The organism is Billgrantia saliphila, assembly GCF_002930105.1.
In the GTDB taxonomy this organism is placed as follows: domain Bacteria; phylum Pseudomonadota; class Gammaproteobacteria; order Pseudomonadales; family Halomonadaceae; genus Halomonas; species Halomonas saliphila.
On record NZ_PJRN01000006.1, the window covers coordinates 137,691 to 163,640 of the forward strand.

The window sequence follows — 25,950 nt, forward strand, 5'->3', positions numbered from 1 at the left end:
GTCGTCAATCGCCCAATTGCGCCAGGCGGTCGGCCTGGACCACCTCGATCCAGTAGCCATCTACGTCCTTGACGAACACCACGTTCTTCATCTTGCCCTGGTCCGAACGCTTGACGAAGGTAACCCGGCTGGCATCGAACCAGGCCTCAGCGGCTTCCAGGTCGGGCACCGAGAAACAGATATGGCCGAAGCCCTGGGGCTCGGCATTGCCGTCGTGGTAGGAGAAGTCGTCCTGGGTCTCGGTGCCCCAGTTGTGGGTGAGTTCCAGCAGGCCCGTCTGACGGAAAGTCCACACGGTACGCTCCTGGGCGTCTTCCGGCACCTGTACATCCTCGTCCAGCTTGGCCAGGAAGTAGAGTGAGAAGCCCAGCTCCTCGAAGTCGAGCCGGCGCAGCACGCGCATGCCGAATATGCCGGTATAAAAGGCCAACGACTTCTCCGGATCCTTGACCCGCAGCATGGTGTGATTGAGACGGAAGCCCATGGAATCCGCGGAGGGCGTCTTCACGCCCGGATGCCGTTCACCCCTGAAGCTCATGCGACTCTCCTTGTTCGTCGTATCGGGTATAACGATGATGCGACCCGTCTCGGTTTTTTTCCAGCCGGGGATGACTGCCACTCCGCCACGCCGCGCGCTAGAGTAGGGGAACGCAGGCAATCGACGAGCGAACCCCATGCCGACCCAACCCTGGCCCCGTCCCAACGACCCGTGCTGCCTGTGGCGTCATGGCCGCGCTGCGGTGTGGGTGCTGTTGCTGGCGCTCATGGCCGGCTGTGCCAGCCGCGATCTGGCCGTGCGCGACCCGCACCCCGGCGAGGAGGCCCTCTCCATCGAACGCGCCCTGATCCTGGCCACCGCCAAGGAGGCGCTGGGCACACCCTATCGCCTGGGAGGCAATACTCCGGCGGGACTCGACTGCTCGGGGCTGGTGGAAATGGCCTACCGCTCGGCGGGTATCAAGGTGCCGCGCACCGCCGATGCCCAGTACCGCGCGCTGCCGACCGTGAAGCAGGCCCAGCCCGGCGACCTGCTGTTCTTCGGTGACCGACGCAAGGCCACCCATGTCGGCATCTACCGCGGCAACGGCCAGATGATTCACGCCCCCGGCCGCGGCCGAAAAGTGGTCAGCGTGCCCCTGGACGTCGCCTACTGGCAGGAGCGTTTCCTGGGCGCCGCAAGTCCCGCGCCCTGACGCCACCTCGAGGGGCTAGTATGATCGAGGCATTCCCCTACCTCTTTCGGTGAGACCCATGCGCCTCGATCTTTCCCTTTATCTAGTGACCGACCCGGAGCTTTGTGCCAGGCATGGCCTGGTGGAGACCGTGGTAGCCGCCGTGCGTGGCGGCGTGACGCTGGTACAACTGCGCGACAAGCACGCCTCCGATGCCGAGATGATCGACCAGGCAAGACGCCTCAAGATGGCGCTGGCCGGCAGCGGTGTGCCGCTGATCGTCAACGATCGCCTGGCCGTGGCCGTGGAGAGCGGCGCCGACGGCCTGCACCTTGGCCAGGACGATGGCGACGTGGCCGCCGCCCGCAGTGCGCTGGGCGAGCGAGCCATTCTCGGGCTCTCGATACAGAACCACGAGCAGCTCTCTCGCCTCGATCCGGCTCCGCTCGACTACCTCGGCCTGGGCCCGGTGTTCGCCACTTCGACCAAACGGAACCACGCCGCGCCACTGGGCTTCGAAGGCCTCGCGTCGCTGGTGGCGGCGAGCCCGCTACCGGCGGTGGCCATCGGCGGCCTCAAGGCCGAGCATGCGACCCGGGTACGCGCCGCCGGCGCCGAGGGCCCAGCGGTAATCTCGGCGATCTGCGGGCAGCCCGACCCGGAAGCTGCCGCACGAGCGTTCTTCGCGAAGTAGCAAATGGTAGACGAAGCGAGGGGATCAGGTGCGCTGATGCGCCTTGTCGCGAATGAAGCGTTCCATGATGTCCAGGGTCTCCTGGCTGACGTGGTGCTCCATCCCCTCGGCATCGATGCGCGCGGTGTGATCGCTCACGCCCAGGGCGCGCAGGAATCGCAGCACGGTGGTGTGGCGCTGCTGCGACATGCGCGCCATGGCCTCGCCTTTTTCGGTCAGGAAGAGTGAACGGTAGGGCTTGCTGGCCACCAGGCCCAGGCTCTTGAGTCGCGTGACCGTCTTCGACACGGTGGCCTGGCTGACCCCCATGCGCAGGGCAACATCCGTCGAGCGCGCCTCCCCCTGATGCTTCAGCAGGTCGGCGATCAGCTCCACGTAATCTTCCAGCAGTTCGGTCTCGTGAGCGTTGCGCACGGCGGCGTATTGCTGCGCATGCTGCTCGCTCGGCGGCAAGGCGTCCGCCTTGCAAAGGCTGATGGCAGGCGAGTCGTACGGGGTATCGGTCATCGGGCCAATATAGGGCAACTGCCAGGATGGCAGCAACCGTACGCCCGCCAGGGTTTCTGCTTACCCTACAAGTTAACCTCGGCTAAGATATTTGCTGCACGCTTAAAAAGTCCCTACATTGAAATGAAAGCGACATGGCGCGTTCACGTCCGCCCGGAATGGGTCGACGCGGCAGCCAGCAACGGCGACGAGATCCCAGGAGGCCAACGTGAGTGAGCTCGCCCCGGCGATCCAGGCAAGGAATCTGTACGCGGCCTATCATCGACAGGTCGTGCTCAGCGATGTCTCGCTATCGCTGCCTCAAGGCCAGTGGACGGCCATCGTCGGGCCCAACGGGGCCGGCAAGTCGAGTCTGCTCAACATCGTGATCGGCAACCTCGCTCCGCTGCGCGGCGAGATCGAGGTGCTGGGCAGGAGCGCCGAGTCGCAGCGCCGGGCGGGAAGCATCGCCTACATGGCCCAGCGCGAGAACATGGAGTGGGATTTTCCCATCTCGGTGAGGGAAACGGTGATGACCGGCCGCTATGGATTGATGCGTCACGATCCGCTCTGGCAACGGCTGCTGCCGATGCGCTGGTCGCACCCGAGCCATCGGGAGGCGGTGGAGGCCGCCCTCGACGCGGTGGACATGGCCGACTACGCCTCGCGCCCCATCGGTGAACTTTCCGGCGGCCAGAAGAAACGGGTCCTGTTGGCCCGGGCCCTGGCTCAGCAGGCCGAGATACTGCTGCTCGACGAACCCCTGGCAGGGGTCGATCCGCCCAGCGAGGCGCTGATCCTGTCCACGCTGGAACGCGAACGCCGCGCCGGCCGTACCGTCATCATGGTGACCCATGACCTGCCCAGTGCGCGGCGCCAGGCCGATCACGTGCTGCTGATCAACCGCACGGTGGTGGGGATGGGCACGCCCGACGACATGCTCAGCGACGCCATGCTGGCTCGCCTGGCGACCAGCAGCGAACCCGAGCCTCTGGCGGGAGGTGTGCGTGTCGCCGCTTGAAGGCCTGAGCCTGGATATCGTCGAGGCGCTGGCCGCGCTGCTGATGATGGCGGTCGACCTGCTGCCCGAGAGCGTCGCGGCCCCGTTCGCATACCAGTTCATGCAGCGCGCTCTGATCACTTCCATGCTGGTGGGGGCGATCTGCGGGCTGCTCTCGTGCTACGTGGTACTCAAGCGCTGGTCGCTGCTGGGCGATGCCATCTCCCATGCCGTGCTGCCCGGCGTGGCCATGGCCTACCTCCTGGGCTGGCCCTTCTTCGTCGGCGCCTTCATCACCGGCGCGCTGACCTCGCTGGGCATCGGCGCCCTCGAGCGCCATACTCGCCTCAAGGCGGATGCGGCCATGGGGCTGATGTTCACCGCCGCCTTTGCGGTCGGTATCGTGATCATCAGCAAGATCGCTTCCAGCACGCATCTGATGCATATCCTGTTCGGCAATGTGCTGGGGGTGAAACCGACCGCCGTGGCCCTGACGCTGCTGGCCAGCCTCCTGGTACTGGCCGCGATCTGGCTAGCCTACCGTCCGCTGCTGCTCTACGCCTTCGATCCGTTGCAGGCCCAGGCGCTGGGCTTTCGCACCGGCATGATCCACTACGGGTTGATCCTGCTGCTGACGCTGACCATCGTCGTCAGCCTGGAGACTGTCGGCATCATCCTGGTGGTGGCGATGCTGATCATTCCCGGCGCCACGGCTCACCTGCTCACCGACCGTTTCCCGGCCATGCTGACAATCTCGGTGGCGATCGGCGTGTCCTCCGCCGTGGTCGGGCTGCAGCTCTCGGTGACCTTCGATATCGCCTCGGGAGCCGCCATCGTGCTGGTGGCGACGGCCCTTTTCTGCCTCGTCCTGCTGGCGGCGCCCAAGCATGGCCTGATCGCCGGCTACTGGCGCCGTTGGCGCCTGGGGCATGCCCAGGCCTGAACGCTCTATCCAGGCCCGGTGATGCTATGAAGTGGGACGACGCTTCAGAGTGGTTCGGCGATCGTGGTAGGCGATCGCCAGGCCGCTGCCGACGATCAGTGCACTGCCGACGAACACCCAGACGTCAGGCATCTCGCCCCAGAACCACCAGCCCAGCAGCACCGCCCACAGCATGGCGGTGTAATCGAAAGGCGCGGCGATGGCCGCCGGCGCATGACGAAAGGCCATGGTGATGAAGGCCGTGGCCCCCACCCCGATGATCCCCGCCCCGAGGAAACCCAACCAATGCCAGGGGTGGGGGGTCTGCCATACCCACGGCAGCGCCACGGCGGTCAGTAGCATTGGTACCAGCGTCATGTAGAAGACCATGGCCCAGAGATGCTCGGTGGCGCCATAGCGGCGCGCGGTGATCATCATCAGCGCATAGAAGACGGCTGCCGCCAACAGCGCCAGCGCCCCGGGATGAAAGGCGTCGCCGCCGGGGCGCACCACCACCAGCACCCCCACGAAGCCGAGCAGGGACGCCGCCATGACCGGAGGATCGATCTTCTCGCCCAGCAGCGGCACCGACAGCAGTGTGACGAATAGCGGGGCGACGAAGGCGATTGCCGTGGCCTCGGCCAGGGGCAGCAGCGTCAGGCCGAGCACGAAGAAGAACATCGTACCGGTGTAGATCAGGCCACGTACCAGATGCACCCCGGGGCGACGGGTGCGCAGCTTGGTGAGCCCGCCGCCGTAATGGGCCAACAGCGCGATCAGCGGCAGCGATACCAGGGTGCGGAAGAAAATGATCTGCAGTGGTGAATGCACTTCGCCCAGCCACTTGGCGATGGCATCGCCGATGGCGAGGCACAGCACACCGGCGCACATGTACAGAATGCCCCGCAACGACGGCGACATACGTTCCTCCCTGTTGGCCTGCACCTTATCGGTGCAAAAAATCGACACCCTAACATAGCGGACTCCGGAGCCCCGGGCGATGCCAATAACGCTTCCGCTGAGTTTCAGGAGCGACCTGCAGCAGGTCTGGCGCATGGTTTAATGGAAGGAGTAAGGTACAAACTGTGCCGAAAGGGAACATGACCATGACGGATCATTCAGTTCACGACCTGAACACTAGCCCGGAGATCGCCCCGGCCGAACGCTTATATCAGTCGGAATTGACCCGCAGGGCGCTACACCTGGCGCCCGAGGATGGCTTCTTCCGCTCCGCCATCGCGCCGCTGACGCTGATCCGCGTCAGCGAGACGACGGCCCCCATGCCATGCGTCACCGAGCCCAGCCTGTTCGTGGCGATACAAGGCCGCAAGCGCATGGAACTGGCCAGCCAGCCGTTCATCTACGACCCGCTGCACTACCTGGTCGTTTCCCTCGCCCTGCCGGTTACCGGCCAGATCATCGAGGCCAGCCCGCAGGTACCCTACCTGTGTGCGCGGCTCGACATCGATCTTGCCATGCTCGGTGAGCTGCTCCTGGAGTACGATCCGGGCGAGCCGGCAAACGACAGCGACGAGCGCCGCGGCCTGTTCGTCGCGCGCATGTCCGACTCGATGACCGATGCGTTGCTTCGCCTGGTGCGCCTGCTGGATACGCCCCACGACATTCCGGCGCTGGCACCGCTGATACTGCGCGAGATCCATTACCGGGTACTGTGCGGCGAACTGGGACATCGCTTGCGCGATCTCGCCGGCATCAATGGACAGGGCAGATCCATCGTCGAGGTCATCCAGTTGCTCAAGTCGCGCTACGCCGAGCCACTGCGCATCGAGGATCTGGCCGCGACGGTGCATATGAGCCCGTCCACGCTCCATCATCGCTTCAAGGACCTGACGTCGATGTCACCGCTGCAGTTCCAGAAGCAACTGCGCCTGCACGAGGCGCGCCGATTGATGCTGAGCGAAGGGGTGAACGCTTCGACGGCCAGCCATCGGGTCGGCTACAACAGCCCGTCTCAATTCAGCCGCGAATATCGTCGCTTGTTCGGCGCGCCGCCCAACCAGGAAGTCGCCCAGCAGCGAGAAGTGGCCACGGGAAACCAGCTGGCCAGCCCGGCGTGGTAGCGCTCAGACGCTACGCGGCTTGCCATGGTAGATGCGTACGATATCGGCCATGACCGCCAGGGCGATCTCGGCGGGCGTCTTGCTGCCGATATCGAGGCCGATCGGCATGTGAATGCGTGCGATCTCCTCGCGGCTGAGCCCACCCGAGCGCAACAGGCGTTCGGCGCGTGCCGCGGAGGTCTGGCGCGAGCCCATCGCGCCAATATAGAAAGCCGGCGTGCGCACCGCTTCGATCATGGCCAGGTCATCGATACGCGGATCGTGGGTCAGCGCCACCACGGCCGTCGAGGCGTGACAGCCTACGTCGGCGAGATACATCGACGGCAGCACCGGGCGTAGCTCGACACCCGCGACGGAGAAGGCCTCGATCTCCTCCTTGCGCGGGTCGCAGACCACGACCTCGAAGCCCAGGATACGGGCGAACTCGGCGCACGCGACCGAGGCCGGCGACACTCCCGCGACGACCAGCCTCAGCGACGGGCCGATGCGGATTCGCACACGCTCATTCTCTCGCTCGACGCGCGGTCGCCCCTTGTCACTGCCGACACTGGCCGGCGGATCGTCGGTCTGCAGGTCGACCTCGCCCGTGGTCAGATCGACCTCGCGAATCAATCGCTGCTGGCCGTGCAGCGCCTCCTGCAACGCGGCCAGGTGCTGCCACGTGTCCGGCGTTGCCGGCCAGCGCTCGATCAGCACCTCGAGGATGCCGCCGCAGGGCAGCTTCAGGCGCTGCTGATCGTCCGACGATTCGCCGTAACGGACCACCTGCAGGGGCGCCTGGAAATCGCCGGCCTGGAGCCGCGACAGGAAATCCTCCTCGACACAGCCTCCCGAGAGCGAGCCGGCACAACGTCCGTCCCGACGCGCCACCAGCAACGATCCCGGCGCGCGGGGAGACGAGCCATAGGTCGCCAGTACCGTGCACAGCCACACGGTTTCGCCCGCACGGCTCCAGCGGATGCCGCTCTCAATCACTTCGAGATCGAGATGTTGCATGGGGCTAGACCGAGAGTCGCCGGGCGAACGGCATCTTGCGCAACCGCTCGCCGCTCGCATCGAAGAGTGCATTGGCCACGGCCGGGGCAAGCGGTGGCACACCCGGCTCACCGACCCCGGTGGGGGCTTCGGTCGACGGCACGATGTGCACCTCCACCGCCGGCATCTCGTTGATGCGCAACACTTCATAGTCATTGAAGTTGGATTGTTGCACGACACCCTCTTCCAGAGTGATCTCGCCATGCAGCGCGGCCGCCAGAGCGAAGCCGATCCCGCCCTCCATCTGCGCCGCGATCACGTCCGGATTGACGGCAACCCCACAATCCACCGCACACACGACCCGATCGACGCGATAGCTGCCGTCTTCCTCGACCGTGACCTCGGCGACCTGCGCGACGAAGGAGTTGAAGGACTCGTGCACGGCGACCCCGCGGCCGCGCCGCTGCCCTTCGCCGCCGGGCTCGAGCGGCTGATCCCAGCCGGCCTTCTCCGCCACCAGATCCAATACCCCGCGGTGGCGGGGATGCTGGCTCAGCAGCGCGCGGCGGAACGCCACCGGATCCTGCTCGGCGGCGACCGCCGCCTCATCGATCAGGCACTCCGTCGAAAACGCGGTATGCGTATGCCCCACCGAGCGCCACCATTGGATCGGCACGCCGATATCATCCGGCGTATGCAGCTCCACCTGCAGATTGGGCACGTCGTAGGCCAGGTTCGCGGCGCCTTCGACCGAGGTCGCGTCGACCCCGTTCTCCACCATGAAGGATTCCATGGCGGTACCCGTCATTATCGACTGGCCGACCAGGCGCTGGTGCCAGGCGACCAACTGGCCGGCGGCATCGAGGGCCAGGCGTCCGCGGTGGAAATTCATCGGCCGGTAGTAGCCGCCGCGAGTATCGTCCTCACGCATCCAGACCATTTTGACCGGGGCATCGATACCCTGCTCACGCGCGGCCATGGCGATCGAGACCGCTTCCAGCACGAAATCCGAGTGCGGGTTGGCACGCCGGCCGAAGCTGCCCCCGGCATACAGTTGCGTCAGGCTGACGTTCTCCGGGGCGATGCCCAACAGCTCCGCCACCAACTGCTGGTCCATCGTTTGCCACTGCTCACCGTTCCAGATGTCGCAGCGCTCGTCGCCCAGCTCGACCAGGCAGTTCATCGGCTCCATGGCCGCATGGGCGAGGTAGGGAAACTCGTAGTCGGCCTCGACCAGGGTCGCTGGCTCGGCGAACGCCGCGGCTACGTCGCCATGTTGTGCCGCCACCGCCCCTTCCTGCTCGGCCAGTTCGCGGTAGCGTGCCATGATCTCGTCGCTGCCCAACGAGAAGGCCTGGCTGTCGTCCCACTCTATCTCCAGCGCATCGCGCCCCTGGCTTGCCGCCCAGGTGTTTTCCGCCAGCACCGCCACGCCCTCGAAGCGCCGTGGTCCGCCGGCGAACTGCACGACACCGACGACGCCGGGCACCTCCCTGGCCTTGGTGTCGTCGAAGCTCACCACACGGGCACCGAAGCGGCTCGGGTGCGCCGCCACGGCCACCAGCATGCCGGGCAGGGTGAAGTCCTGGGTAAAGATGGCGCTGCCGTCGGTCTTGCCGGCACTATCCGTGCGCGGCGTGTTCAGCGTCCCGATCAAGGTGAAATCCTCGGGATCCTTGAGCGTTACCTCCTGCGGTACCGGCAGTTCGGCAGCGGCCTCGGCAAGCTCGCCGAAGCCCGCTTCGCGTCCTGATGCTTCATGCCGTACCACGCCCTGTCTGACGCTGATCTCCTCTGCGGAGACGCCCCACCGTTCGGCGGCGGCCGCCACCAGCATGGCGCGGGCCGTGGCGCCGGCCGTACGCATCTGCTCGTAGGAGTTGGCGATGGCCGTGCTACCCCCGGTGCCCTGCATGCCAAAGGCCAGGTTCTTGTAGCGCTCGGCATCGGCGGGGGCGCCTTCCACTCTCACCCGGCTCCAGTCCGCGTCCAGCTCCTCGGCCACCAGCGTGGCGAGACCGGTATAGGTGCCCTGCCCCATCTCCAGGTGCTTGGCCAGGACGACGACGGTACCGTCGGCGGCAATCCGCACGAAGGCATTGGGCTCAAAGTCGGCCTCCGCGCCTTCTTGAGCTTCGGCCCGACTGCCATTCAGCACCAGCGGCGCCAGGTAAAGTCCCAATACCAGGCCGGCAGAGCCCTGCAGAAAGCGACGCCTGCTGACGTTGACGACGCCCACGGCTGCCTGCTCGGACGCTGGCGCATGCTTGAGAATTCCCATTCCAACACTCCTTAGGCCAGGTTCTCGGCGGCGTCATGGATCGCGGCACGTATGCGAACGTAGGTCGCACAGCGGCAGATATTGCCGCTCATGGCGGAATCGATATCGTCGTCGCTGGGGTCGGCATTGTCGCGTAACAGGGCCACGGCCGACATGATCTGGCCGGACTGGCAATACCCGCACTGCACCACGTCGCGCTGCCGCCATGCCTCTTGCACGGCTTTACCGACGCGGTCCTCGCCGATCGCCTCGATGGTCGTCACCTCCTTGCCGACGGCGGCGGAAACGGGCGTGGTGCACGAGCGGATCGCTTGCCCGTCGAGATGCACGGTACAGGCGCCGCACAGGGACATGCCGCAACCGTACTTGGTCCCGGTTAGCTTCACGACATCCCGCAGGGCCCAGAGCAGCGGCATGTTGTCGGGTACGTCGAGCTGATGGGATTCACCATTGATGGTCAGGGTCGCCATGGGATTCCTCACGCTTTTTTTGGTTATAGGCAACGATGCTGGGTGGCAATGCCACGTCACCTCTGCCGCCTCGATACTCGAGGCTACGCCAGAGTATAGAAAGGCCGCTTTCGTGAGGATTAGCCCATTAATGGCGAATCATTGCCTGATCCTGTTGCGCCAGAGTTGGGTGACCGCCCCTTCTCGTCGTATCGGATGGAGTGACTCGCCAAACCTTGCTCATGTTATGTTATATAGTCTCTTTTCAAGCTCACTCATCGTCTTTTTCATCGAACCCTGCAAGGAAGATCCTGCAATGCCGCGCCTCTCTCGTTCCCTTCTCCTTGGCCTTGCCTTGCTACCCCTGTCAGCCGCCGCCGACCGCCCGCTGAACGTGGTCGCCCCCTGGGAGATCACCGGGGCCGATCCCTCGACCTCGGGCTATGTGTACGCCCGCATGCGCGTTGCCGAAACCCTGGTCGATACCGATGACGCGGGCCAGCCGGCACCCGGGCTCGCCACGGCCTGGGAGCAGAGCGAGGATGGCCGCCGCTGGCGCTTCACCCTGCGCGACGACGTCACCTTTCACGACGGCAGCCCGCTTACCGCCGAGGCCGTCGCAGCGAGTCTCGAACACGCCCTGGCCAAGCCGGGCATGCTCGATGCGGCGCCCATCGACGCCATTCGCGCGGATGGCGATGCCGTGGTGATCGAACTGGAGAGCGCCTTCGCCCTGCTGCCGGCACTGCTGTCTCACTCCTCGACTCTGATTCTCGCGCCCGACGCCTACGCCGAGGCGGGCCGCGTCGAGCGCATGATCGGCACCGGGCCCTACCGGGTAGAAACGCTGGCCCCACCGCAGCGCCTGAGCGTGGCGCGCTTCGACGACTACTGGGGCGAGGCGCCGGCCATCGACAGCGCCAGCTATCTAGCCGTCGGGCGCGGCGAAACCCGGGCGCTAATGGCCGAAAGCGGCGATGCCGATGTGGTCTTTACCCTCGATCCAGCGAGCCGTGCCAGGCTGGGCCGAAGTGCCAATCTGACCCTGCACGCCGAGCCGCTGCCGCGTACCATCGTGTTCAAGGCCAATGCCGAGCACCCTTACCTTGACGACCCGCGCGCGCGCCGGGCGCTGAGCCTGGCCGTCGATCGCGAAGGTATCGCCACGGGCCTGCTGCGCCATCCCGAGGCCGCCGCCCCCGAGCTGTTTCCCGCTGCGCTCGGCCCATGGCACCTGGGGCTCGATGCCGCCGCCGCGCGCGACCTCGCGCAAGCCCGCGAACTGCTTGACGAGCTGGGCTGGGAAATGGGAAGCAAAGGCATTCTCGAGCGTGACGGCGAGCCGTTCCGCCTGACCCTGCGTACCTTCTCCGACCGCCCCGAACTGCCGCTCGTGGCTACCGCCTTGCAGGACCAGTGGCGCGAACTCGGCGTCGAACTGGACGTGGCGGTGGGCAACAGCAGTGAAATTCCCTCCGGCCATCGTGACGGCAGCCTCGAACTGGGCTTGATGGCCCGCAACTACGGCCTGGTGCCCGACCCGCTCGGCACCCTGATCGAAGACTTCGGCACCGACCCGGACGACATGGGCGGCGACTGGGGTGCCATGGGCTGGCGCGACGCCGACCTGGCCGGCTGGCTCGATACCCTGCGCCAAGATGCCGACCCCGATACCCGGACCGAGCTGGCACAGCGCGTCGCAAGCCGCCTGAACGAGGCAATGCCGGTGGTGCCCATCGCCTGGTACCAGCAGACCGCGGCGGTGAGCACCGCCGTGGAGGGTTTCTCCATCGACCCGTTGGAGCGTAGCTACCGGATCGACGAGCTGAGGTGGGCCGAATGAGCCGTGCGCTATCCCCGAGCGCTACGCGGCGCTGGACGTCGGGTCTCGGAGGAGTACTGGCGCCGCGCCTGTTCCAGGCCGGCCTGGTGGCATGGATGGTGGGCACGCTGACCTTTGTACTGACCCGCGCCCTGCCCGGCGACATGGCCTACCGTATCGCCGCGGGGCGCTACGGCGACGACATGGTCAATACCCATGCCGCCGAGGCGGTACGCGCCGAGCTGGCGCTGGACCAACCGGCGCTCAACGCCTACTTCGGCTGGCTGTGGGACCTGATGAATTTCGACCTGGGCCGCTCGCTGGTCAGCGGCGAGCCGGTGATGCGCGAACTTGGGCATCAGCTCGGCCACTCGCTGGGTCTGGCTCTGGCCGCGGTGCTGCTGTCGCTGCTGATCGGCCCGCCGCTGGGTCTGGCCGCCGGGCTCAGGCCGAAAGGCGCGCTCGATCGAATCAGCGAGGTCGTGGCCAGCGTCCTGCGCGCGCTGCCACCGTTCGCCGTGGGCCTGGTGTTGGTCCTGGTCTTCTCGGTGACGCTCGGCTGGCTGCCGGCCGCCGGCCACGGCCGCACCGCGCATACAATTCTGCCGGCGCTGACCCTGGCCTTGGCCCTGGCGGCGGTGTCCAGCCGGGTCGCGCGCAACGCCATGGCGGATGTCGCCCAGGCGCCCTACTATGCCTTTTCGCGCACCAAGGGACTGGGGGAGCGACTGAGCTTCCTGCGCCACGGGCTGCGCAATGCCGCGGTACCGGTGGTGGCCTATCTCGGCGTGCAATTGGTCTATCTGATCGAGGGCGTGGTGGTGGTCGAGACGCTGTTCGCCTGGCCCGGCATCGGGCACGCCCTGGTACACGCCATCGTCGCCCGCGACGTGCCGATGATACAGGGCACCGCTCTGGTCATGGGGCTGCTGTTCGTAGTCCTCAATACTCTCGTGGATCTCGTTTGCCACCTGCTCGACCCGCGGAGGCGCACCGCATGACGACCCTCACCGCACACGTAACCCGCGCCTGGCCCATTCCGGCACTCAGCGGCCGCCAAGCGCTCGGCGCCCTGCTGCTCGGCCTGCTGCTGGCCTTCGCCTGGGGCGTGCCCTGGCTGTACGATGCCGACCCCGCGCGTCAGCAACTCACGCGTATCCTGCAGTCGCCCGCGTTGGCCGAACCGCTGGGCACCGATCATCTCGGGCGCAGCCTGCTGGCACGGCTCGCCGCCGCCATACGCCTGTCGTTCGGCATGGCACTCCTCAGCGTGATCACCGCCGCCCTACCGGGCATTCTCCTCGGCGTGATCGCTGGCTGGCGCGGCGGCTGGCTCGATCGTGTCCTGAGCGGCATCGCCGATGCGTGCCTGGCCCTGCCCGGCCTGCTGCTGGTGCTGCTGCTGGCCGCCATCGCCCCGGGCAACTTTTGGGCGCTCTACGTGGGTATCGCCCTGGTGCTGTGGATCGAATACTTCCGCGTGGTGCGCGCCCGCACCCGTGCGCTGGCGGCCTCGCCCCAGCTCGAGGCGAGTCGCCTGCTCGGCTTCGGCCTCGGTTACCTGTTCCGCCGACATCTGTGGCCGGAACTCGCCCCGCAGGTGCTGACCCTGGCCGCCTTCGGCGCCGCCAGCGCGATCCTCGCCATGGCCGCGCTGGGCTTCGTCAGCGTCGGACTGCGCCCGCCCACCGCGGAACTGGGGCTGATGATGATCGAGCTGCTGCCCTACTACCATGAGGCGCCCTGGGCCATGGCCCAGCCGATTCTGGTGCTGTTCGTACTGGTTCTCAGCTTGAACCTGCTGGCTGGGAAGGATCCGCGATGAGCAAATCCTTACTTCGGGTCGACGACCTGACGATCCAGGGCGATGGCGTGACCATCGCCCCCTTCTCGCTCGAGCTTGCCCCGGGCGAGCGCCTGACCCTGCTCGGCGAGACCGGCTCGGGCAAGAGCCTGATCGCCCAGGCGATCATGGGCACCCTGCCGCGAGGGCTCGACGCCAGCGGCCGGCTCGTCATCGACGGTGAGCGCTTCGAGGCCGACAACGGCGCCTCGCGTCGCGCCCTGTGGGGCCGCCGCCTGGCGCTGCTACCCCAGGAGCCCTGGCATGCATTGGACCCGACCATGCGCGCCGCCGGACAAATCGCCGAAAGCCATCGCTATGTGGCCGGGCGCACTCCGCGTGAAGCGGCCACGGCCGCCTGGGCCGACCTCACCGAACTGGGCCTGGCGGAGGCCGGCAGCAAACTGCCCGGCGAACTCTCCGGCGGCATGGCACAACGCGTGGCGTTTGCCGCCGCGAGCGCCGGGGGCGCACCCATCGTGATCGCCGACGAGCCCACCAAGGGGCTCGACGCACCGCGTCGAGACGCCGTAGTGGAACTGCTTGCCCGCACCCCGGCGCGAGGCGGTGTGCTGCTCACCATTACCCATGACATCGACGTGGCCCGTCGACTGGGCGGCGAAGCGGTCATCCTGCGCCAAGGCCGAGTGGTCGAACGCGGCCCCGCCCAGCCAGTGCTCACTCACCCACACAGCGAATACGGCCAGCGGCTGCTGGCCGCCGAACCCGGCCGCTGGACGCGGCCCGCCCCGCTGGCCGCACGCGCGAGCGCAGCGGTGGTGACCGCCCACGGCCTGGCCAAGGCGCGTGGCGGGAGAGAGCTATTTCGCGAATTGAACCTGAGTGTTCATCCCGGGGAGATCGTCGGCGTGGTCGGCCCCTCCGGCTGCGGCAAAAGCACCCTGGGCGACATGCTGCTCGGCATCACCCGCCCCGATGAAGGTCACATTCAGCGTACCGACGGCCACCGGCTCGGCTTTCAGAAACTGTACCAGGATCCGCCAGCGGCTTTCTCGCCGCACTGGAGCCTTCAACGCCTGCTGAACGACCTGGTCAAGCGCCATCGCCTGGTGCGCAGCGCCATCGCCCCGCTGATGGCGGGCCTGGGGCTCGACGAGCGCCTGCTCGACCGTCGCCCTGGCGAGATTTCTGGAGGCGAGCTGCAGCGCTTCGCCATCCTGCGCATCCTGCTGCTGGAGCCCTGCTTTCTGTTCGCCGACGAGCCCACCTCGCGACTCGACCCCATCACCCAGCAGCAGACCTTGGCGCTACTGGTGGAACTCGCACGCGAACGTCGCTGCGGGTTGATGCTGGTCAGCCACGACCCGGCACTGATCGAGCGGGTATGCGACCGCACGCTAACGCTGGGGGAAGCGGACTACGCGGGGGCAAGCGTGACCGCGACCGGACCGAGCCTGGTCACGCCGTAATCGGGGGAGCCAGCTTCAGAAACGACGACGCCCCGCATTGCGGGGCGTCGCTGGGATCGCGCAGATCAGCCGTTTCAGTTGTGGGCAACCACCATGCAGTCCATGCCCCGCTCGCGCAGGCTGCGGCAAGCGGAGTGGGCCACGTTCTCCTGCAGGTCGACCAGCCGAGCGCGGAAGACTCGCTGTTCGCCTTCCGCTTCGGCAACGGAAACGCGTACACCGCTTAGCTGGGAAGCCAATTGGTCGGCAGCCCGAGCTGCCAGGCTGCGCGCCTGATCGGCGTTGTTGAAGGCCCCCACCTGCACCGCCCAACCGCCAGCGGCGGGCCGAGCGGAATCGGCACGGTCGATGAGGACGCGAATCGGATCGTCGGCGGAGCCCATCTCGATGCCCATCTCGGACTGGAAGGAGAGCCGCTGCTCGGCTTCGGTGGTTTCCCTTCGGACGCTATCGCTCGTGCTCGCCGAAGCCAACTGCGCGGCCAAAGCCGGTGGGCTCTCCTCCAGGTCCATGTGATCGCCCAGCACATCGGCTCGGGCTATCCAGTCGCCCCGCTGCAACATCGAGAGCCTGGCGAAGCCGCGGTCCAGCAGGTCGGCCATATGAGTATCGCGCGAGGCAGCGGTGAACCCGCCCATCACCACGGAGACGATGCGGCGGTCGTTACGTATTGCCGAGGTCGCCACGTTGAAGCCCGAGGCGCGAATGAAGCCGGTCTTAAGCCCATCGGCTCCCGGATAGTTGCGCACCAGCCGGTTATGGCTGGTATGGGTCTTCCCGCGGTAGGTGAAGCTCTGGGTCGAGAAGTAATGATAGTAATGGGGAAAATCCTGCATCAGGCGAATCGACAGGGTCGCCATGTCACGTGCCGTGGTGACCTGGGCATTGTCGGGCAGGCCCGAAGCATTGCGAAAAACGGTATCCGGCATGCCCAACTCTCGGGCGCGCTGTGTCATCATACGTCCGAAGTTGCCCTCCGTACCGCCCAAGGCCTCTGCCACCACCACGGCGACGTCATTGGCGGAGCGCACCACCAGGGCCTTGATCGCCTCCTCGGCCCTGATCGTGCTGCCGGGAGAGAGCCACAGCTTCGAAGCCGGCATCGAGGCCGCATGGGACGATACCGTCAGCGGCTGATCCAGGCGGACGTTACCGCTCTCTATCGCCTCGAACAGCAGATAGAGCGTCATCATCTTGGTCAGCGACGCGGGGTAGCGTGTGGCATCGGCATTCTCCGCATGCAACACGTCACCGCTCTCGACATCGATTACGATGGACGCATAGCGGGGATTGGCCTGCGCCGCACCGATTGCCAACAACTGAAAACAGAACAATAAAAAAACGGCCACACCGAGGTTGTGTCGGTTGGAGGAGCGCATGACGGACACCTCTGGTTCCCTTGTGATTCCCTATGGCCCGATTCTGAAGCGGGTCTTGCCCCAGTATGGCGACTAAACGGAACGCTTAACAGGCGGAATAACGGGTTTTTTTGTTGATATACCGAGCGCTTCCATCAACCGACCGTTAATTAAACAAATCGTAATAAAGATTTACAATCGCCTGCTCGATGCTCATTCGGGCAACTCACAGGCCGAAAAGGGATCGGACAATGTCTCCCAAGTTCGGCGACCGCTCGCCAACTCGTCATCGCTCAGCAGGCATTCGTCCAATGCCTGGCGAATCCTCATCTGCTCGAGGCGCTATCGGATGAACCCTAGATCCTGGCGCATATCGCCAAAGAATTCCTGCCACTGCTCCAGGATATAGGCTCGGCTTCGGGGTCCGAGGGCCAGCGCGATTCGGGCACCGCCTTCCAGAACATGCGGCGAAGCCGTAACGGGCAATGCCGCCCGCCTAGCTCCACTGACCGGCAAGTTGCGGCCTCGTAGCGAGCCAGAAGAATCCTCTCGATCGCAGATGACCGCCGAACCAGTCACCGTGTAGAAGCCGCACTCTCTTCCTCGAAACGCCGAAGCGCCTGACCGATCTTTCGCGAAAAAGCGCGTCTATTCCCAGGCAAGCCGCAATCGCTGGGTTCTCTCTCTGGGCCCCGCTGGAGCCAAATCGACTTAGGCAACAAGTTGCCCATCGGGGCAATTTCTTGCTCGATTCAGGCAACTTGTTGCCTAATTTTAATTAGCACACTTCACCTAATTAAATTAAATACATGATTTATATGGATAAAATAAAAACAGGCACGGTTTCTGCTCTTCTAGCTCTGTCCATCGGGACACTTCTCTCACTTCGTCAAGGAGCAGACTCATGCCGACACCTTGTTACATCAGCATCGAAGGTCAAACCCAGGGCAACATCACCGCTGGCGCTTTCACCCCGGATTCCGTGGGCAACATCTACGTGGAAGGCCACGAAGACGAGATGCTGGTCCAGGAATTCAAGCACGTCGTCACCGTGCCCACCGACCCGCAGTCAGGCCAGCCCTCCGGTCAGCGCGCACACAAGCCGTTCGTCTTCACCGTGGCGCTGAACAAGGCCGTCCCGCTGATGTACAACGCGCTGGCTTCCGGCGAAATGCTGCCCAACGTCGAGCTGAAGTGGTACCGCACTTCCGTCGAGGGCAAGCAAGAGCACTTCTTCACCACCAGCCTGACCGACGCCACCATCGTCGACATCAACCTGCGCATGCCGCACGCCCAGGACATGAACAAGGCCGAGTTCACCCAGCTGATGGATGTCTCCCTGGCCTATCGCAAGATCGACTGGGAACACACCGTCGCCGGCACTTCCGGTTCCGACGACTGGCGCGCCCCGATCGAGTCCTGATCGCCGCCTGCCCCGCCCGTCCGCTCGCCGGGCGGGGTCATGCGTGGCGCGACGCCAGCGTTCTCCCATCGAGCGCTGGCGTCGCGCCGTGTACGACATTGCTGACAGACGCTGTCAGTTTTCGCCCTCTTGTGCCGTTTCGCTCTTGCCCTGCCGGGAGGGACACGTAACCTGCTGACGCGGCACACTCCGCAGCTTCGATGGATCGCCGCATACTCGCCTTCCAGGAGGGAAGCATGGCCCTTGAGACCGGACTTCAATTCACCCTGCAGCTCGCCGGGGCCGACGACCTCGATCTGGCGGTCATCGACTTCACCCTGGAAGAGGCGCTCTCCGCCCCCTTCACCCTCCGCGTGCGCTTTGCCAGCCGCGACGGCGGCCTCGCCGCCACGGAGGTTCTCGATCGCCCCGCGACCCTGACGATCTGGCAGGACGGCGAGGCGCTGCGCCGCCTCCATGGCGTGGTGAGCGAGTTCGGCCGTGGCGACCGCGGCCATCGGCGCACCTTCTACTCGATGGTCGTGCGTCCCGCGCTGTGGCGCCTCTCCCTGCGCCAAAATTCGCGTATCTTCCAGCAGGTCTCGCCGCTCACCGTGCTCAATACCCTGTGCGACGAGCGCGGTTTGCGTGACGTGGCCTTCGCCGCCACCCGCGAGCCCGAGACGCGGGAGTACTGCGTGCAGTACCGCGAGACCGACCTCGCCTTCGTCGAGCGCCTCGCCGCCGAAGAAGGGCTCTTTTACTTCCACGAGTTCGAAGAGGCGCCCAACGGCGCCCACCGCCTGGTATTCGCCGACGCCCCCCAGGCGCTCGCGCATCTCGGTTCGCGGCCCTACCACAGCCGTGCCGGCGGCACGCCGCCGAGCCGCCACGTGCGCAAGCTCGAACAGCTCGCCCGGGTGGCCCCGGCCTCGGTCACGCTCAAGGACTATTCCTTCAAGCAGCCGGCCTATGCGCAGCTCCACGAGCACGCAGCAGACGGCCTGGAAGAGCACGCGCAACGGGACGACTACGAGCATTACGACTACCCCGGCCGCTACAAGGCCGACGCCTCCGGTGAGGCCTTCACTCGCATCCGCCTGGAGCACCTGCGCCGCGAGGCGCTGACCTGCGGCGCCGAGAGCGACCTGCCCGAGCTCGCCCCCGGCACCCGCTTCACCCTCACCGACCACGACCTCAGTGAACTCAACCGCGACTGGCAGGTGGTGAAGGTCATTCATCGCGGCGAACAGCCCCAGGCGCTGGAGGAGGACGGCATCACCCAAGGGGACGCTGACGGTATGGGCATGACGAAGTATGACAACACCCTCGTGCTCACCCCCGCCGACACCGCCTGGCGCCCCACGCCCCATCCCAAGCCCCGCGTCGACGGCCCCCAGGTCGCCTTCGTGGTCGGGCCCGAGGGCGAGGAGATCCACTGCGACGAGCACGGCCGGGTCAAGGTGCAGTTCCCCTGGGACCGCTACGCCGAGCCCAACGAAACGGCGAGTGCCTGGATCCGGGTCAGCCAGGGCTGGGCCGGCGGCGGCTACGGCAGCCTGGCCATCCCCCGGATCGGCCACGAGGTGATCGTCTCCTTCCTCGAGGGCGACCCCGACCAGCCGCTGATCACCGGGCGCACCTACCACGCCGTCAACACGCCGCCCTATCCGCTGCCCGAGCACAAGACGCGTACCGTCATTCGCACCCAGAGCCACAAGGGCGAAGGCTTCAACGAACTGCGCTTCGAAGACGAGGCCGACGAGGAGCAGATCTGGGTCCACGCCCAGAAGGACCTGGAGCTGCTGACGAACAACGACCGCACCGAGGAGATCGGCCACGACAGCTTCCTCACCGTGCACCGTGACCGCATCGCGGAAATCGACAATGACGATCACCTGACGGTACATGGCAACCGGCACGAGAAGACCGATGCCAACCAGCACTTGACTGTGCAGGGCACGCTGCATGTGAAGGCCGGCCAGGCCTGGCTGACCGAGAGCGGGCGCGAGCTGCACATCAAGTCGGGGCACAAGGTGGTACTCGAAGCCGGCAGCGAGCTGACGCTGAACGCCGGCGGCAGCTTCCTCAAGCTCGACGGCGGCGGCGTCACCATTGTCGGCCCCAGCGTAAAGGTCAACGCCGGCGGCAACCCGGGCAGCGGCTCTGGCCAGGCCGCCGAGGCGCCGCTACTGCCGGGTCGGGCCGTGGCGGAGATGCATGAGGATGTGACACTGGGGCCAATCTTCGGCCACCGCCTGGAGCAGGCCATGGTCACGCATGCTCCCTTGGTGGAACCCTGCCAGAAGCCGTCGAGCGGAGGCCCCTGCCCACTTGGCGAGGCGTGTCCCTGCGAAGGGTCTGGAGCGAATGCATGAGCGAAATCACCCAGGCATCCTCCCTTGCAGCGCTTCTCGCTGCCCGGCCCGACGAGCACTACTGGCTGGTTGTGGAACAGCGTAGCGAGACGCTCGAGCGACTTTATGCGTTGGACTCGACGCCAGACATCGTGTGGCTGTTCGACGAGACCCGCTATGCCTCAGTGCGCGATGTCGGACCCCTTGTCGTGGCCACTCAACCCGGCACAGCGCTGTGGGATGCCTTCGTCGCAGCCCAGGGCGATGCCCCGCTTGCGGGCATCGCCGTAACGAGCAGCGCCGAACGCGATACCGTGCTGAACCATCTTCGCCATCGCCTCGACGCCAAGTTCTATGGCAACCGGTTCGGCCTGCTGCGCTATTACGATCCCTGGGTGGCGGCCCATCTTTTTACGGATACCCCATCTTCGCTATGGCTGGGATCTCTTTCCGCCTTGTTCTGGTACGGCGGCACCTTTCGTCAGCGAGCCCACCATGGCGCCGCCTGGTATGCCTGCCGGTCAGCTTCGACAGCCATAATGGACCCGACAATCGAGACGAGCGACCCGATCAGCCTTGCCCCAGCCCAGGAAAAAAGTCTCGAAGCCTTCGTGGCTCAGTACCCGCTATGGCAGCGCCTGAGCAAAAACGCGGGGCTCGATGAACGCTCAGCGGAGCATGCCCAACGTTTCGTAGCGGCTCTCGATGAAGCCCAGCGCTTATCGATACCAGAACACGAGATTCTCGATTTCGTACTTCTGCGTTTTGAGAATCACCAGACGCCGCTACCTGATGGGGTGGAGACATACCCCATAGAGGCACGCCTGGCCGTGCTCCAGCAGCACTTGCACATCAGGGAAGACGATACGACCATCGGGAGAGACCGGGCATGAGCAACGGCACATTGGGCAACCCCGCTTGCGAAGACGATAAGCTCATCATTCAGATCATGGGCAAGGATCACCCGGCCGGACACGAGATCATTATTGTCGATCAGCACTCGGGAGAGCGAATTGCTGAGTTCGGCGAGGCAGAAACCGAAGACCTGCCGACCCCGGCCAGCGTACTGCACAAGTGGTGCTGGCAAGGTTACCAGCGCGTCGATGCGCAGCTGCGCATCGACAGCGAGAGCGGTGAGCCCATCCGGCTGCCGCTACTGGAATGGCTGTTCAAGAACGACCGCAAACCTCGCCTCCAAGACCATATTATCCAGCCGGTACTGCCAATGGCACTGTGGCAAGGCATGGGCCAACATGAACGGCATGCCTTACCGCTACGCCCGGGTTATCTCTACCTATTCTACGGGAACAAGTTGTGGAGGGAGATCGAAGCCTCGGCCAATGCCGAGACCGGGCAAATGGAATTTCGCGATATCGACCTGGCAGCCCATCGCGACGGCAGCGAGCGTTTCCAGGACGACCGCCGGCCCGCCGCCGGTATCGCACTGGAGGAAATCTGGCTGCCTCATCGGGCTAACGAACGCTATATCGATGGCGGCGTCCGAATTGCCTACTCCGAAGTGCAGTGGTCAGCGGCTCGGATCAATTACCTTCAAGCAGATACCCATGCCCAGCGTACACGCTGCCATGCCATTAACCTGTCGAGCGCCAACAACTTCGCCTCTCCAGGCCAGTTGTACTTGTTTTCAGCTGACGAGCCCCAGCGCCTTCGTATGGGCCTGGCCGAGCAGCATGCCGCCACCCCGAACGCACTGACCCGAGACCTGGCTGGTAATTACCTGCCCCAGTTGCGCGACCAAGCGGCCGAGGAGCTCAGCCAATTTGACGCGGGGGAATCGGCCCGTGCCGCCGCCGATGAAGGCATGCGGTCCGGTAATGACTATGGCGAGGAGGTCTCTCCTCTCTTTCTGCAGGCGTCCGCACGTTGTCAGGTGCTAAAAGAACGCATGGGCCACGGCGAAAGCGATGCGGAAGACGCCAACGTCATCTGGGAAGGGCTGGGTGACGCGGAAGACAGCCTCGCCGCTGCGCGGGAGCGTGAGATTCCCGGGCTAGTGCTGGTGGATACACTGTTCGAACTGCGCCACAGCCTGCACGGCTGCCGAGCCAGCCTCGAGTATCTACAACTGATCCCTACCTTGGCCGCACAGGATGAGTTTTACGAATGCGCCGCGCTGGTCAACCAGACCATTCTTCGCCGTCACGATCAGGCAGGCCACGCAAATACGCTGCGCCGCTTTGCCGACAAGGCCGACCTGAGCGATTCTGGCGAACTGCAGCGCATCCTGCGCAGTGCTCAGAGAGAGCTGGCTCGCAGCCAGCTCGATGCCTACCAGAGCCGACTGCATGGCCTATTACTCAGTCACGAAGCCAATGCGGTACTAGCCGACCTGTTCAGCCTGGAAGGCCACGATTATCTCGGTGCCTATGCGCTTACAGCCGACCTGCTGGAAGCCCTACGCGATGGTTCGAGCCATGCCGACCCCTTACATGATGAACCGCCCCTGGAACCGACTCGGCCACAGCAATTTCTGGTCAATGTGCTCAGCGATGGCAGTGGCTATACGCTACACAGCATGTTGTTTCCCAGCGACGAGGACACACCGCTCAACGTGCCGCTGGTGCTGCCGGATGAAGAGGAAAATCCAGGCGATGGTCGCGTACGGCTCAAGGCGTTAGCACAACAGGCAGAGCAGGAATTCCCAAACGAGGAAGACGATCTCCAACTCCACGAGACTGCCTATCTGGCAGCGATAAGCAGCTCCGAGGGCTTCACTTTCAGCGCAGAGCTGAAACGCTGGGGCGGCGCGGTGGATCTGGTATTCGGCCGCCTCGCCGAGCAAGCCAATCTGCTGTTCGAGGAGAGCGCACGCCAGGCCATCGCTTTGCCGGCCGCACGCCTGGCACGCGTAGGCTTTCCGGAGCTGTTCGGGAAGATCACCGGCACCGCGCGTGGCAACGTACGAGAAGACATGGTCATACTCGGCGTTCGCGATTCTCGTGGCCAGCTCTACAACGGCCTGACGGAGCACGAGCGCAGCGCCAGCCGCCAAGGGGCACAAGGCCAGGCGCGCCAGAGCTTCGAAGGCGCCGTGCGTCAGGCAACGGGCAGGACGCTGACACCCAGCCAAGCGCGAGGCATGGCAACGCTTTCAGCCGCTGCCAACGAACCGCACCTGATCGTGCTGGTAGCCGAGGCCGACTCCGAAGCGGCCAGACTGTCGCGAAGAGCGAGAATTCAGGTAGGCGTGGCAGGCGCCACCGATATGGTACGCCTGCCGTATGTGGTTGCGGCATTTGAGTTGTTTAACTTAAGACAAGAGGTACTTAATTACAGTAGTCAAAGATCTACTAAAAGCATGATTGGTGGGCTTGGTGGCTTTTTTGATTTAGGAGTCGCCTCACTGAAGGCTCTGGAATTTTATGGAGAGCGGCATAATCGGCTGAGTCGACTTCGCGCCAATGCCATTAGCCGCCACTTTCCACTCGGTGAAGCGCTTATGCGGTCACAATCCACTCTTTTAGTCAGAGCAGGAAGCCGACTCAAAGGTACGGTTACCGCCGTCAACTTCGCCGGGTCGCTAGCAGGTGCAGCCAGCGCCGCTCTGCTGGCTTGGGATGCATGGACGCGCTTCCAACATGGCAATATCGGGGCGGGTATCGCACTCAGCATCGCCTCGATCAGTACCGCTGTGGTGGCCGGCTCGGCACTGGTCAAGACCAGCCCGCTGTGGCTGGGTCTGGGCCCGGTGGGCTGGATCGCCCTCGGCCTTTCCTTCGCCGCGGTAGCGCTGTCAATCTGGCTGACCGATAATGAAATCGAGGAGTGGCTGCGCCTGGGCCCCTTCGGTAATAACGAACACTATGCATGGCGCGATGCCCCTGCCGAGTCGTTCGACCGCCTGGTCAGCCTGTTCGCCAATATCCGTATCCGCATCGAGCCGATCGGCCTGGCCTCCGCGGAATCCATCGCTCAGGATTCCGAACAGCGCCCCGCCATCGGCCTGCTCAGCCTCAGCCGCCCCATGGCATATGTGAATCGGCTAATGGCCCAGCAGGCTGTGGCCCAGGCCTCAGGCCCTGTCGCCAATACTCGAGTGGTGGTCCAGAGCAACCTGCCGGGGCTGGCACCGGGCTGGAACCAGGTCGCCAAGTTCCGCTTCCAAGTCGTCACCGAGCGAAAGCATGAGTTCCGCAAAGATGGCTATTCTGAATGGTTGAGGGAAGAGAGCAGCATAGGAGATCCTGTAGAGCCGCTCTTCGAGCGAGCCACCACCGACGGCAGAGAATATTATTTACAGGCGCCAGACCAGGTAACTCAACCAGGCGGCCGCTGGGGCTCGGATCGTCGCACTACGCATCATCTCAAAGTCCGGGTGCAATGGCGCAAGGAACAGAGTGATAGCGATATACTGCCGCGCGCCTTGCCGGCTCCGGCGCCGACTGAAACTGGGAATGATGCCCCACTCACCCCCGACTTCGAGCGCACCGCCCAGCCCTACTGGGCCGACGAAACGACCCATCGCAACAAAGAGGCAAACGATGGCTGACATGATGCCCATCAGCTATAGCACCGATGCTTATACCGCGGAGCAAGGTCAGCGTCCACGCCAGGTAGAAAGCGAACATTCGCGGCGGTTTCGTATGTCTGTCGCCAGCGGACAGCGGTTGCCTCACCGCCACCCTACGGTGGATATCTTCCCGATGCGTGAGTTGCAGGAGATGAAGCCGGCAAAGCTGCGCGAGATCGAGCAGATGCCAGGCCACACGCCCCGTCCCGCAGACCGCCCGGAACATCCCTTGCGTTGGGATGAAGAGTGCCTGCGTTATACCAGTCAGACTAAGCGTAATTTTATTCTCGGTATTATACGTCTTGCCGGAATATTTGGCTTAGGTATGATTTTGTTTGCGGGAATCGGCATGTCCATTATTTTTTTACTTATGTCACTGTCAAATAATCAATTTGGGCTAAGCGATCACTTACTGCTTTGGAAAGAAGTTTTCTATATTAGCTTTTTTTGCTTAATGGCATGGTGGGGTGTAAATGCTGTTTATAGGCTTTTCCCCAACTTCGCCTCTAGTTTCCAGCCCGGCCCCATGTGGGAACTGAACCGACGCACCGGCATGGTCACCATCTTCGCAAACCCAGCCAAGAAGAGCACAGCCTGGCAGGTGGCCCACCAGCTTCCCTTCCATGAGTTCGATTGCTACCTGCAGAGCACCCCGAGCCATCAGGGCCTGCCGCAGTTCAATCTGAGCCTGGTGCATTACCGCGAGGAAGCGCATGTGGCGCTGGTCGGTATGTTCGGGGCCACCAGCAGCCATGTGGAGCAGCGCGCTGCCTGGGACATGGTGCAGCGCTATATGGATACCTCCCAGCCGCTGCCCGATACACCGTTGTGGGAGGAGTTTCGCCCGCTCGACCCCACAACGCTGGTACATGATCAGCGCACCGGCCGACCGCCCCGCTACTGGCGCGATATGGATGACGAAACCTTCCAGCAGAAGGTGCTCGAGCATCAGGACAAGCTTAATGCGTTCTATCGCGGCTAAAGAGCCGGACCAATGTCTGATATGGCACCCAGCTGGCCCTGCCATGGTGGTCGAAAACCATGAAGGCAAGCGTTCCCTGCTGCGCTTCTATGTAGCTGAATTGATCGAACGGCTACACGCCGAGGCCCCTGAAGAGTACCGTGCGGCACTGTTCGAACCCATGAC

At 64.6% G+C, this 25,950-nt stretch carries 21 protein-coding genes and 1 pseudogene; 14 read left to right on the plus strand and 8 right to left on the minus strand.

The window, feature by feature from the left end; translation table 11 throughout:
• Positions 1–4: 4 nt before the first annotated feature.
• A complete protein-coding gene (gloA, locus tag CYJ07_RS08800) occupies positions 5–538 on the minus strand; it encodes a lactoylglutathione lyase (protein ID WP_104203323.1) in 534 nt (177 codons plus the stop codon).
• A 226-nt stretch (positions 539–764) separates the two neighbouring features.
• Here gloA and CYJ07_RS08805 point away from each other — a divergent pair, with 226 nt between their 5' ends.
• Together CYJ07_RS08805 and thiE are read left to right on the plus strand one after the other, a co-directional pair.
• Complete coding sequence (locus CYJ07_RS08805; RefSeq protein ID WP_231489587.1) at positions 765–1,193, plus strand: C40 family peptidase; 429 nt, start codon at positions 765–767, stop codon at positions 1,191–1,193.
• Positions 1,194–1,251: 58 nt separating this feature from the next.
• Positions 1,252–1,866, plus strand: a complete 615-nt coding sequence (gene thiE / locus CYJ07_RS08810; protein WP_104203325.1) for a thiamine phosphate synthase — start codon at positions 1,252–1,254, stop codon at positions 1,864–1,866.
• Between the two features lie 24 nt (positions 1,867–1,890).
• On the opposite strand, the gene mntR is transcribed toward thiE, so the two are convergent.
• On the minus strand, positions 1,891–2,373 hold the full coding sequence (mntR, locus tag CYJ07_RS08815) for a manganese-binding transcriptional regulator MntR (RefSeq protein ID WP_104203326.1): 483 nt from the start codon (positions 2,371–2,373) through the stop codon (positions 1,891–1,893).
• Positions 2,374–2,581: 208 nt separating this feature from the next.
• Between mntR and CYJ07_RS08820 the strand changes: the two genes are divergently transcribed.
• Complete coding sequence (locus CYJ07_RS08820; RefSeq protein ID WP_104203327.1) at positions 2,582–3,373, plus strand: metal ABC transporter ATP-binding protein; 792 nt, start codon at positions 2,582–2,584, stop codon at positions 3,371–3,373.
• A gap of 43 nt (positions 3,374–3,416) precedes the next feature.
• Entirely contained in the window at positions 3,417–4,295 is an 879-nt protein-coding gene (locus CYJ07_RS08825) for a metal ABC transporter permease (protein ID WP_104203414.1), read from the plus strand.
• A 24-nt stretch (positions 4,296–4,319) separates the two neighbouring features.
• Here the strand turns inward: CYJ07_RS08825 and CYJ07_RS08830 are convergent, their stop codons facing one another.
• On the minus strand, positions 4,320–5,195 hold the full coding sequence (locus CYJ07_RS08830) for a DMT family transporter (protein ID WP_104203328.1): 876 nt from the start codon (positions 5,193–5,195) through the stop codon (positions 4,320–4,322).
• Positions 5,196–5,380: 185 nt separating this feature from the next.
• Between CYJ07_RS08830 and CYJ07_RS08835 the strand changes: the two genes are divergently transcribed.
• On the plus strand, positions 5,381–6,355 hold the full coding sequence (locus CYJ07_RS08835) for an AraC family transcriptional regulator (RefSeq protein ID WP_104203415.1): 975 nt from the start codon (positions 5,381–5,383) through the stop codon (positions 6,353–6,355).
• Positions 6,356–6,358: 3 nt separating this feature from the next.
• On the opposite strand, the gene CYJ07_RS08840 is transcribed toward CYJ07_RS08835, so the two are convergent.
• The 3 genes from CYJ07_RS08840 to CYJ07_RS08850 are packed head-to-tail and all read right to left on the minus strand — an operon-like array spanning position 6,359 to position 10,081.
• Positions 6,359–7,351 carry an XdhC family protein gene (locus CYJ07_RS08840; protein ID WP_104203329.1) on the minus strand — a complete coding sequence of 331 codons (993 nt, stop codon included), beginning with the start codon at positions 7,349–7,351 and terminating at the stop codon, positions 6,359–6,361.
• Between the two features lie 4 nt (positions 7,352–7,355).
• Positions 7,356–9,611, minus strand: coding sequence for a xanthine dehydrogenase family protein molybdopterin-binding subunit (locus CYJ07_RS08845; RefSeq protein WP_104203330.1), 2,256 nt, complete (start codon positions 9,609–9,611; stop codon positions 7,356–7,358).
• An 11-nt stretch (positions 9,612–9,622) separates the two neighbouring features.
• On the minus strand, positions 9,623–10,081 hold the full coding sequence (locus CYJ07_RS08850) for a (2Fe-2S)-binding protein (RefSeq protein ID WP_104203331.1): 459 nt from the start codon (positions 10,079–10,081) through the stop codon (positions 9,623–9,625).
• A gap of 295 nt (positions 10,082–10,376) precedes the next feature.
• On the opposite strand from CYJ07_RS08850, the gene CYJ07_RS08855 reads away from it, so the two are divergent.
• From CYJ07_RS08855 to CYJ07_RS08870, 4 genes are read left to right on the plus strand one after another with little or no spacing between them, the layout of a single operon-like run.
• Entirely contained in the window at positions 10,377–11,903 is a 1,527-nt protein-coding gene (locus tag CYJ07_RS08855; RefSeq protein WP_104203332.1) for an ABC transporter substrate-binding protein, read from the plus strand.
• Entirely contained in the window at positions 11,900–12,883 is a 984-nt protein-coding gene (locus CYJ07_RS08860) for an ABC transporter permease (RefSeq protein ID WP_104203333.1), read from the plus strand. The genes CYJ07_RS08855 and CYJ07_RS08860 overlap by 4 nt, the downstream gene beginning before the upstream one ends.
• Positions 12,880–13,707 (plus strand): ABC transporter permease, encoded by an 828-nt coding sequence (locus CYJ07_RS08865; protein WP_104203334.1) that lies wholly within the window; start codon positions 12,880–12,882, stop codon positions 13,705–13,707. The genes CYJ07_RS08860 and CYJ07_RS08865 overlap by 4 nt, the downstream gene beginning before the upstream one ends.
• A complete protein-coding gene (locus tag CYJ07_RS08870; RefSeq protein WP_104203335.1) occupies positions 13,704–15,155 on the plus strand; it encodes an ABC transporter ATP-binding protein in 1,452 nt (483 codons plus the stop codon). Before CYJ07_RS08865 ends, CYJ07_RS08870 begins: the two co-directional genes overlap by 4 nt.
• 74 nt (positions 15,156–15,229) lie before the next feature.
• Here the strand turns inward: CYJ07_RS08870 and CYJ07_RS08875 are convergent, their stop codons facing one another.
• Both CYJ07_RS08875 and CYJ07_RS20590 read right to left on the minus strand, forming a co-directional pair.
• Positions 15,230–16,534: a D-alanyl-D-alanine carboxypeptidase gene (locus tag CYJ07_RS08875; RefSeq protein ID WP_197038299.1), complete on the minus strand. Its 1,305-nt coding sequence runs from the start codon at positions 16,532–16,534 to the stop codon at positions 15,230–15,232.
• A gap of 192 nt (positions 16,535–16,726) precedes the next feature.
• Positions 16,727–17,102, minus strand: a pseudogene (locus tag CYJ07_RS20590) (GTP-binding protein); the annotation flags it as partial.
• 315 nt (positions 17,103–17,417) lie between these two features.
• Between CYJ07_RS20590 and CYJ07_RS08880 the strand changes: the two are divergent.
• The 5 genes from CYJ07_RS08880 to CYJ07_RS08900 all read left to right on the plus strand — a co-directional run bounded on the left by CYJ07_RS08880 (position 17,418) and on the right by CYJ07_RS08900 (position 25,785).
• Positions 17,418–17,936, plus strand: coding sequence for an Hcp family type VI secretion system effector (locus CYJ07_RS08880; protein WP_104203337.1), 519 nt, complete (start codon positions 17,418–17,420; stop codon positions 17,934–17,936).
• 236 nt (positions 17,937–18,172) lie between these two features.
• Complete coding sequence (locus CYJ07_RS08885) at positions 18,173–20,293, plus strand: type VI secretion system Vgr family protein (protein ID WP_104203338.1); 2,121 nt, start codon at positions 18,173–18,175, stop codon at positions 20,291–20,293.
• Positions 20,290–21,165: a DUF4123 domain-containing protein gene (locus CYJ07_RS08890; RefSeq protein WP_104203339.1), complete on the plus strand. Its 876-nt coding sequence runs from the start codon at positions 20,290–20,292 to the stop codon at positions 21,163–21,165. Before CYJ07_RS08885 ends, CYJ07_RS08890 begins: the two co-directional genes overlap by 4 nt.
• Positions 21,162–24,782, plus strand: coding sequence for a toxin VasX (locus tag CYJ07_RS08895; protein ID WP_104203340.1), 3,621 nt, complete (start codon positions 21,162–21,164; stop codon positions 24,780–24,782). Before CYJ07_RS08890 ends, CYJ07_RS08895 begins: the two co-directional genes overlap by 4 nt.
• A complete protein-coding gene (locus CYJ07_RS08900) occupies positions 24,775–25,785 on the plus strand; it encodes a hypothetical protein (RefSeq protein ID WP_104203341.1) in 1,011 nt (336 codons plus the stop codon). Before CYJ07_RS08895 ends, CYJ07_RS08900 begins: the two co-directional genes overlap by 8 nt.
• Positions 25,786–25,950: the final 165 nt, after the last annotated feature.

Excerpts from the sequence above, each read along its gene's own strand:
- CYJ07_RS08890 (WP_104203339.1), top strand. The coding sequence starts at position 20,290 with ATGAGCGAAATCACCCAGGCATCCTCCCTTGCAGCGCTTCTCGCTGCC.
- CYJ07_RS08850 (WP_104203331.1), bottom strand. The coding sequence starts at position 10,081 with ATGGCGACCCTGACCATCAATGGTGAATCCCATCAGCTCGACGTACCC.
- CYJ07_RS08830 (WP_104203328.1), bottom strand. The coding sequence starts at position 5,195 with ATGTCGCCGTCGTTGCGGGGCATTCTGTACATGTGCGCCGGTGTGCTG.
- thiE (WP_104203325.1), top strand. The coding sequence starts at position 1,252 with ATGCGCCTCGATCTTTCCCTTTATCTAGTGACCGACCCGGAGCTTTGT.
- CYJ07_RS08895 (WP_104203340.1), top strand. The coding sequence starts at position 21,162 with ATGAGCAACGGCACATTGGGCAACCCCGCTTGCGAAGACGATAAGCTC.
- CYJ07_RS08885 (WP_104203338.1), top strand. The coding sequence starts at position 18,173 with ATGGCCCTTGAGACCGGACTTCAATTCACCCTGCAGCTCGCCGGGGCC.
- CYJ07_RS08870 (WP_104203335.1), top strand. The coding sequence starts at position 13,704 with ATGAGCAAATCCTTACTTCGGGTCGACGACCTGACGATCCAGGGCGAT.
- CYJ07_RS08845 (WP_104203330.1), bottom strand. The coding sequence starts at position 9,611 with ATGGGAATTCTCAAGCATGCGCCAGCGTCCGAGCAGGCAGCCGTGGGC.
- CYJ07_RS08900 (WP_104203341.1), top strand. The coding sequence starts at position 24,775 with ATGGCTGACATGATGCCCATCAGCTATAGCACCGATGCTTATACCGCG.
- gloA (WP_104203323.1), bottom strand. The coding sequence starts at position 538 with ATGAGCTTCAGGGGTGAACGGCATCCGGGCGTGAAGACGCCCTCCGCG.
- CYJ07_RS08835 (WP_104203415.1), top strand. The coding sequence starts at position 5,381 with ATGACGGATCATTCAGTTCACGACCTGAACACTAGCCCGGAGATCGCC.
- mntR (WP_104203326.1), bottom strand. The coding sequence starts at position 2,373 with ATGACCGATACCCCGTACGACTCGCCTGCCATCAGCCTTTGCAAGGCG.
- CYJ07_RS08855 (WP_104203332.1), top strand. The coding sequence starts at position 10,377 with ATGCCGCGCCTCTCTCGTTCCCTTCTCCTTGGCCTTGCCTTGCTACCC.
- CYJ07_RS08875 (WP_197038299.1), bottom strand. The coding sequence starts at position 16,534 with ATGCGCTCCTCCAACCGACACAACCTCGGTGTGGCCGTTTTTTTATTG.
- CYJ07_RS08805 (WP_231489587.1), top strand. The coding sequence starts at position 765 with ATGGCCGGCTGTGCCAGCCGCGATCTGGCCGTGCGCGACCCGCACCCC.
- CYJ07_RS08865 (WP_104203334.1), top strand. The coding sequence starts at position 12,880 with ATGACGACCCTCACCGCACACGTAACCCGCGCCTGGCCCATTCCGGCA.
- CYJ07_RS08880 (WP_104203337.1), top strand. The coding sequence starts at position 17,418 with ATGCCGACACCTTGTTACATCAGCATCGAAGGTCAAACCCAGGGCAAC.
- CYJ07_RS08825 (WP_104203414.1), top strand. The coding sequence starts at position 3,417 with ATGATGGCGGTCGACCTGCTGCCCGAGAGCGTCGCGGCCCCGTTCGCA.
- CYJ07_RS08840 (WP_104203329.1), bottom strand. The coding sequence starts at position 7,351 with ATGCAACATCTCGATCTCGAAGTGATTGAGAGCGGCATCCGCTGGAGC.
- CYJ07_RS08860 (WP_104203333.1), top strand. The coding sequence starts at position 11,900 with ATGAGCCGTGCGCTATCCCCGAGCGCTACGCGGCGCTGGACGTCGGGT.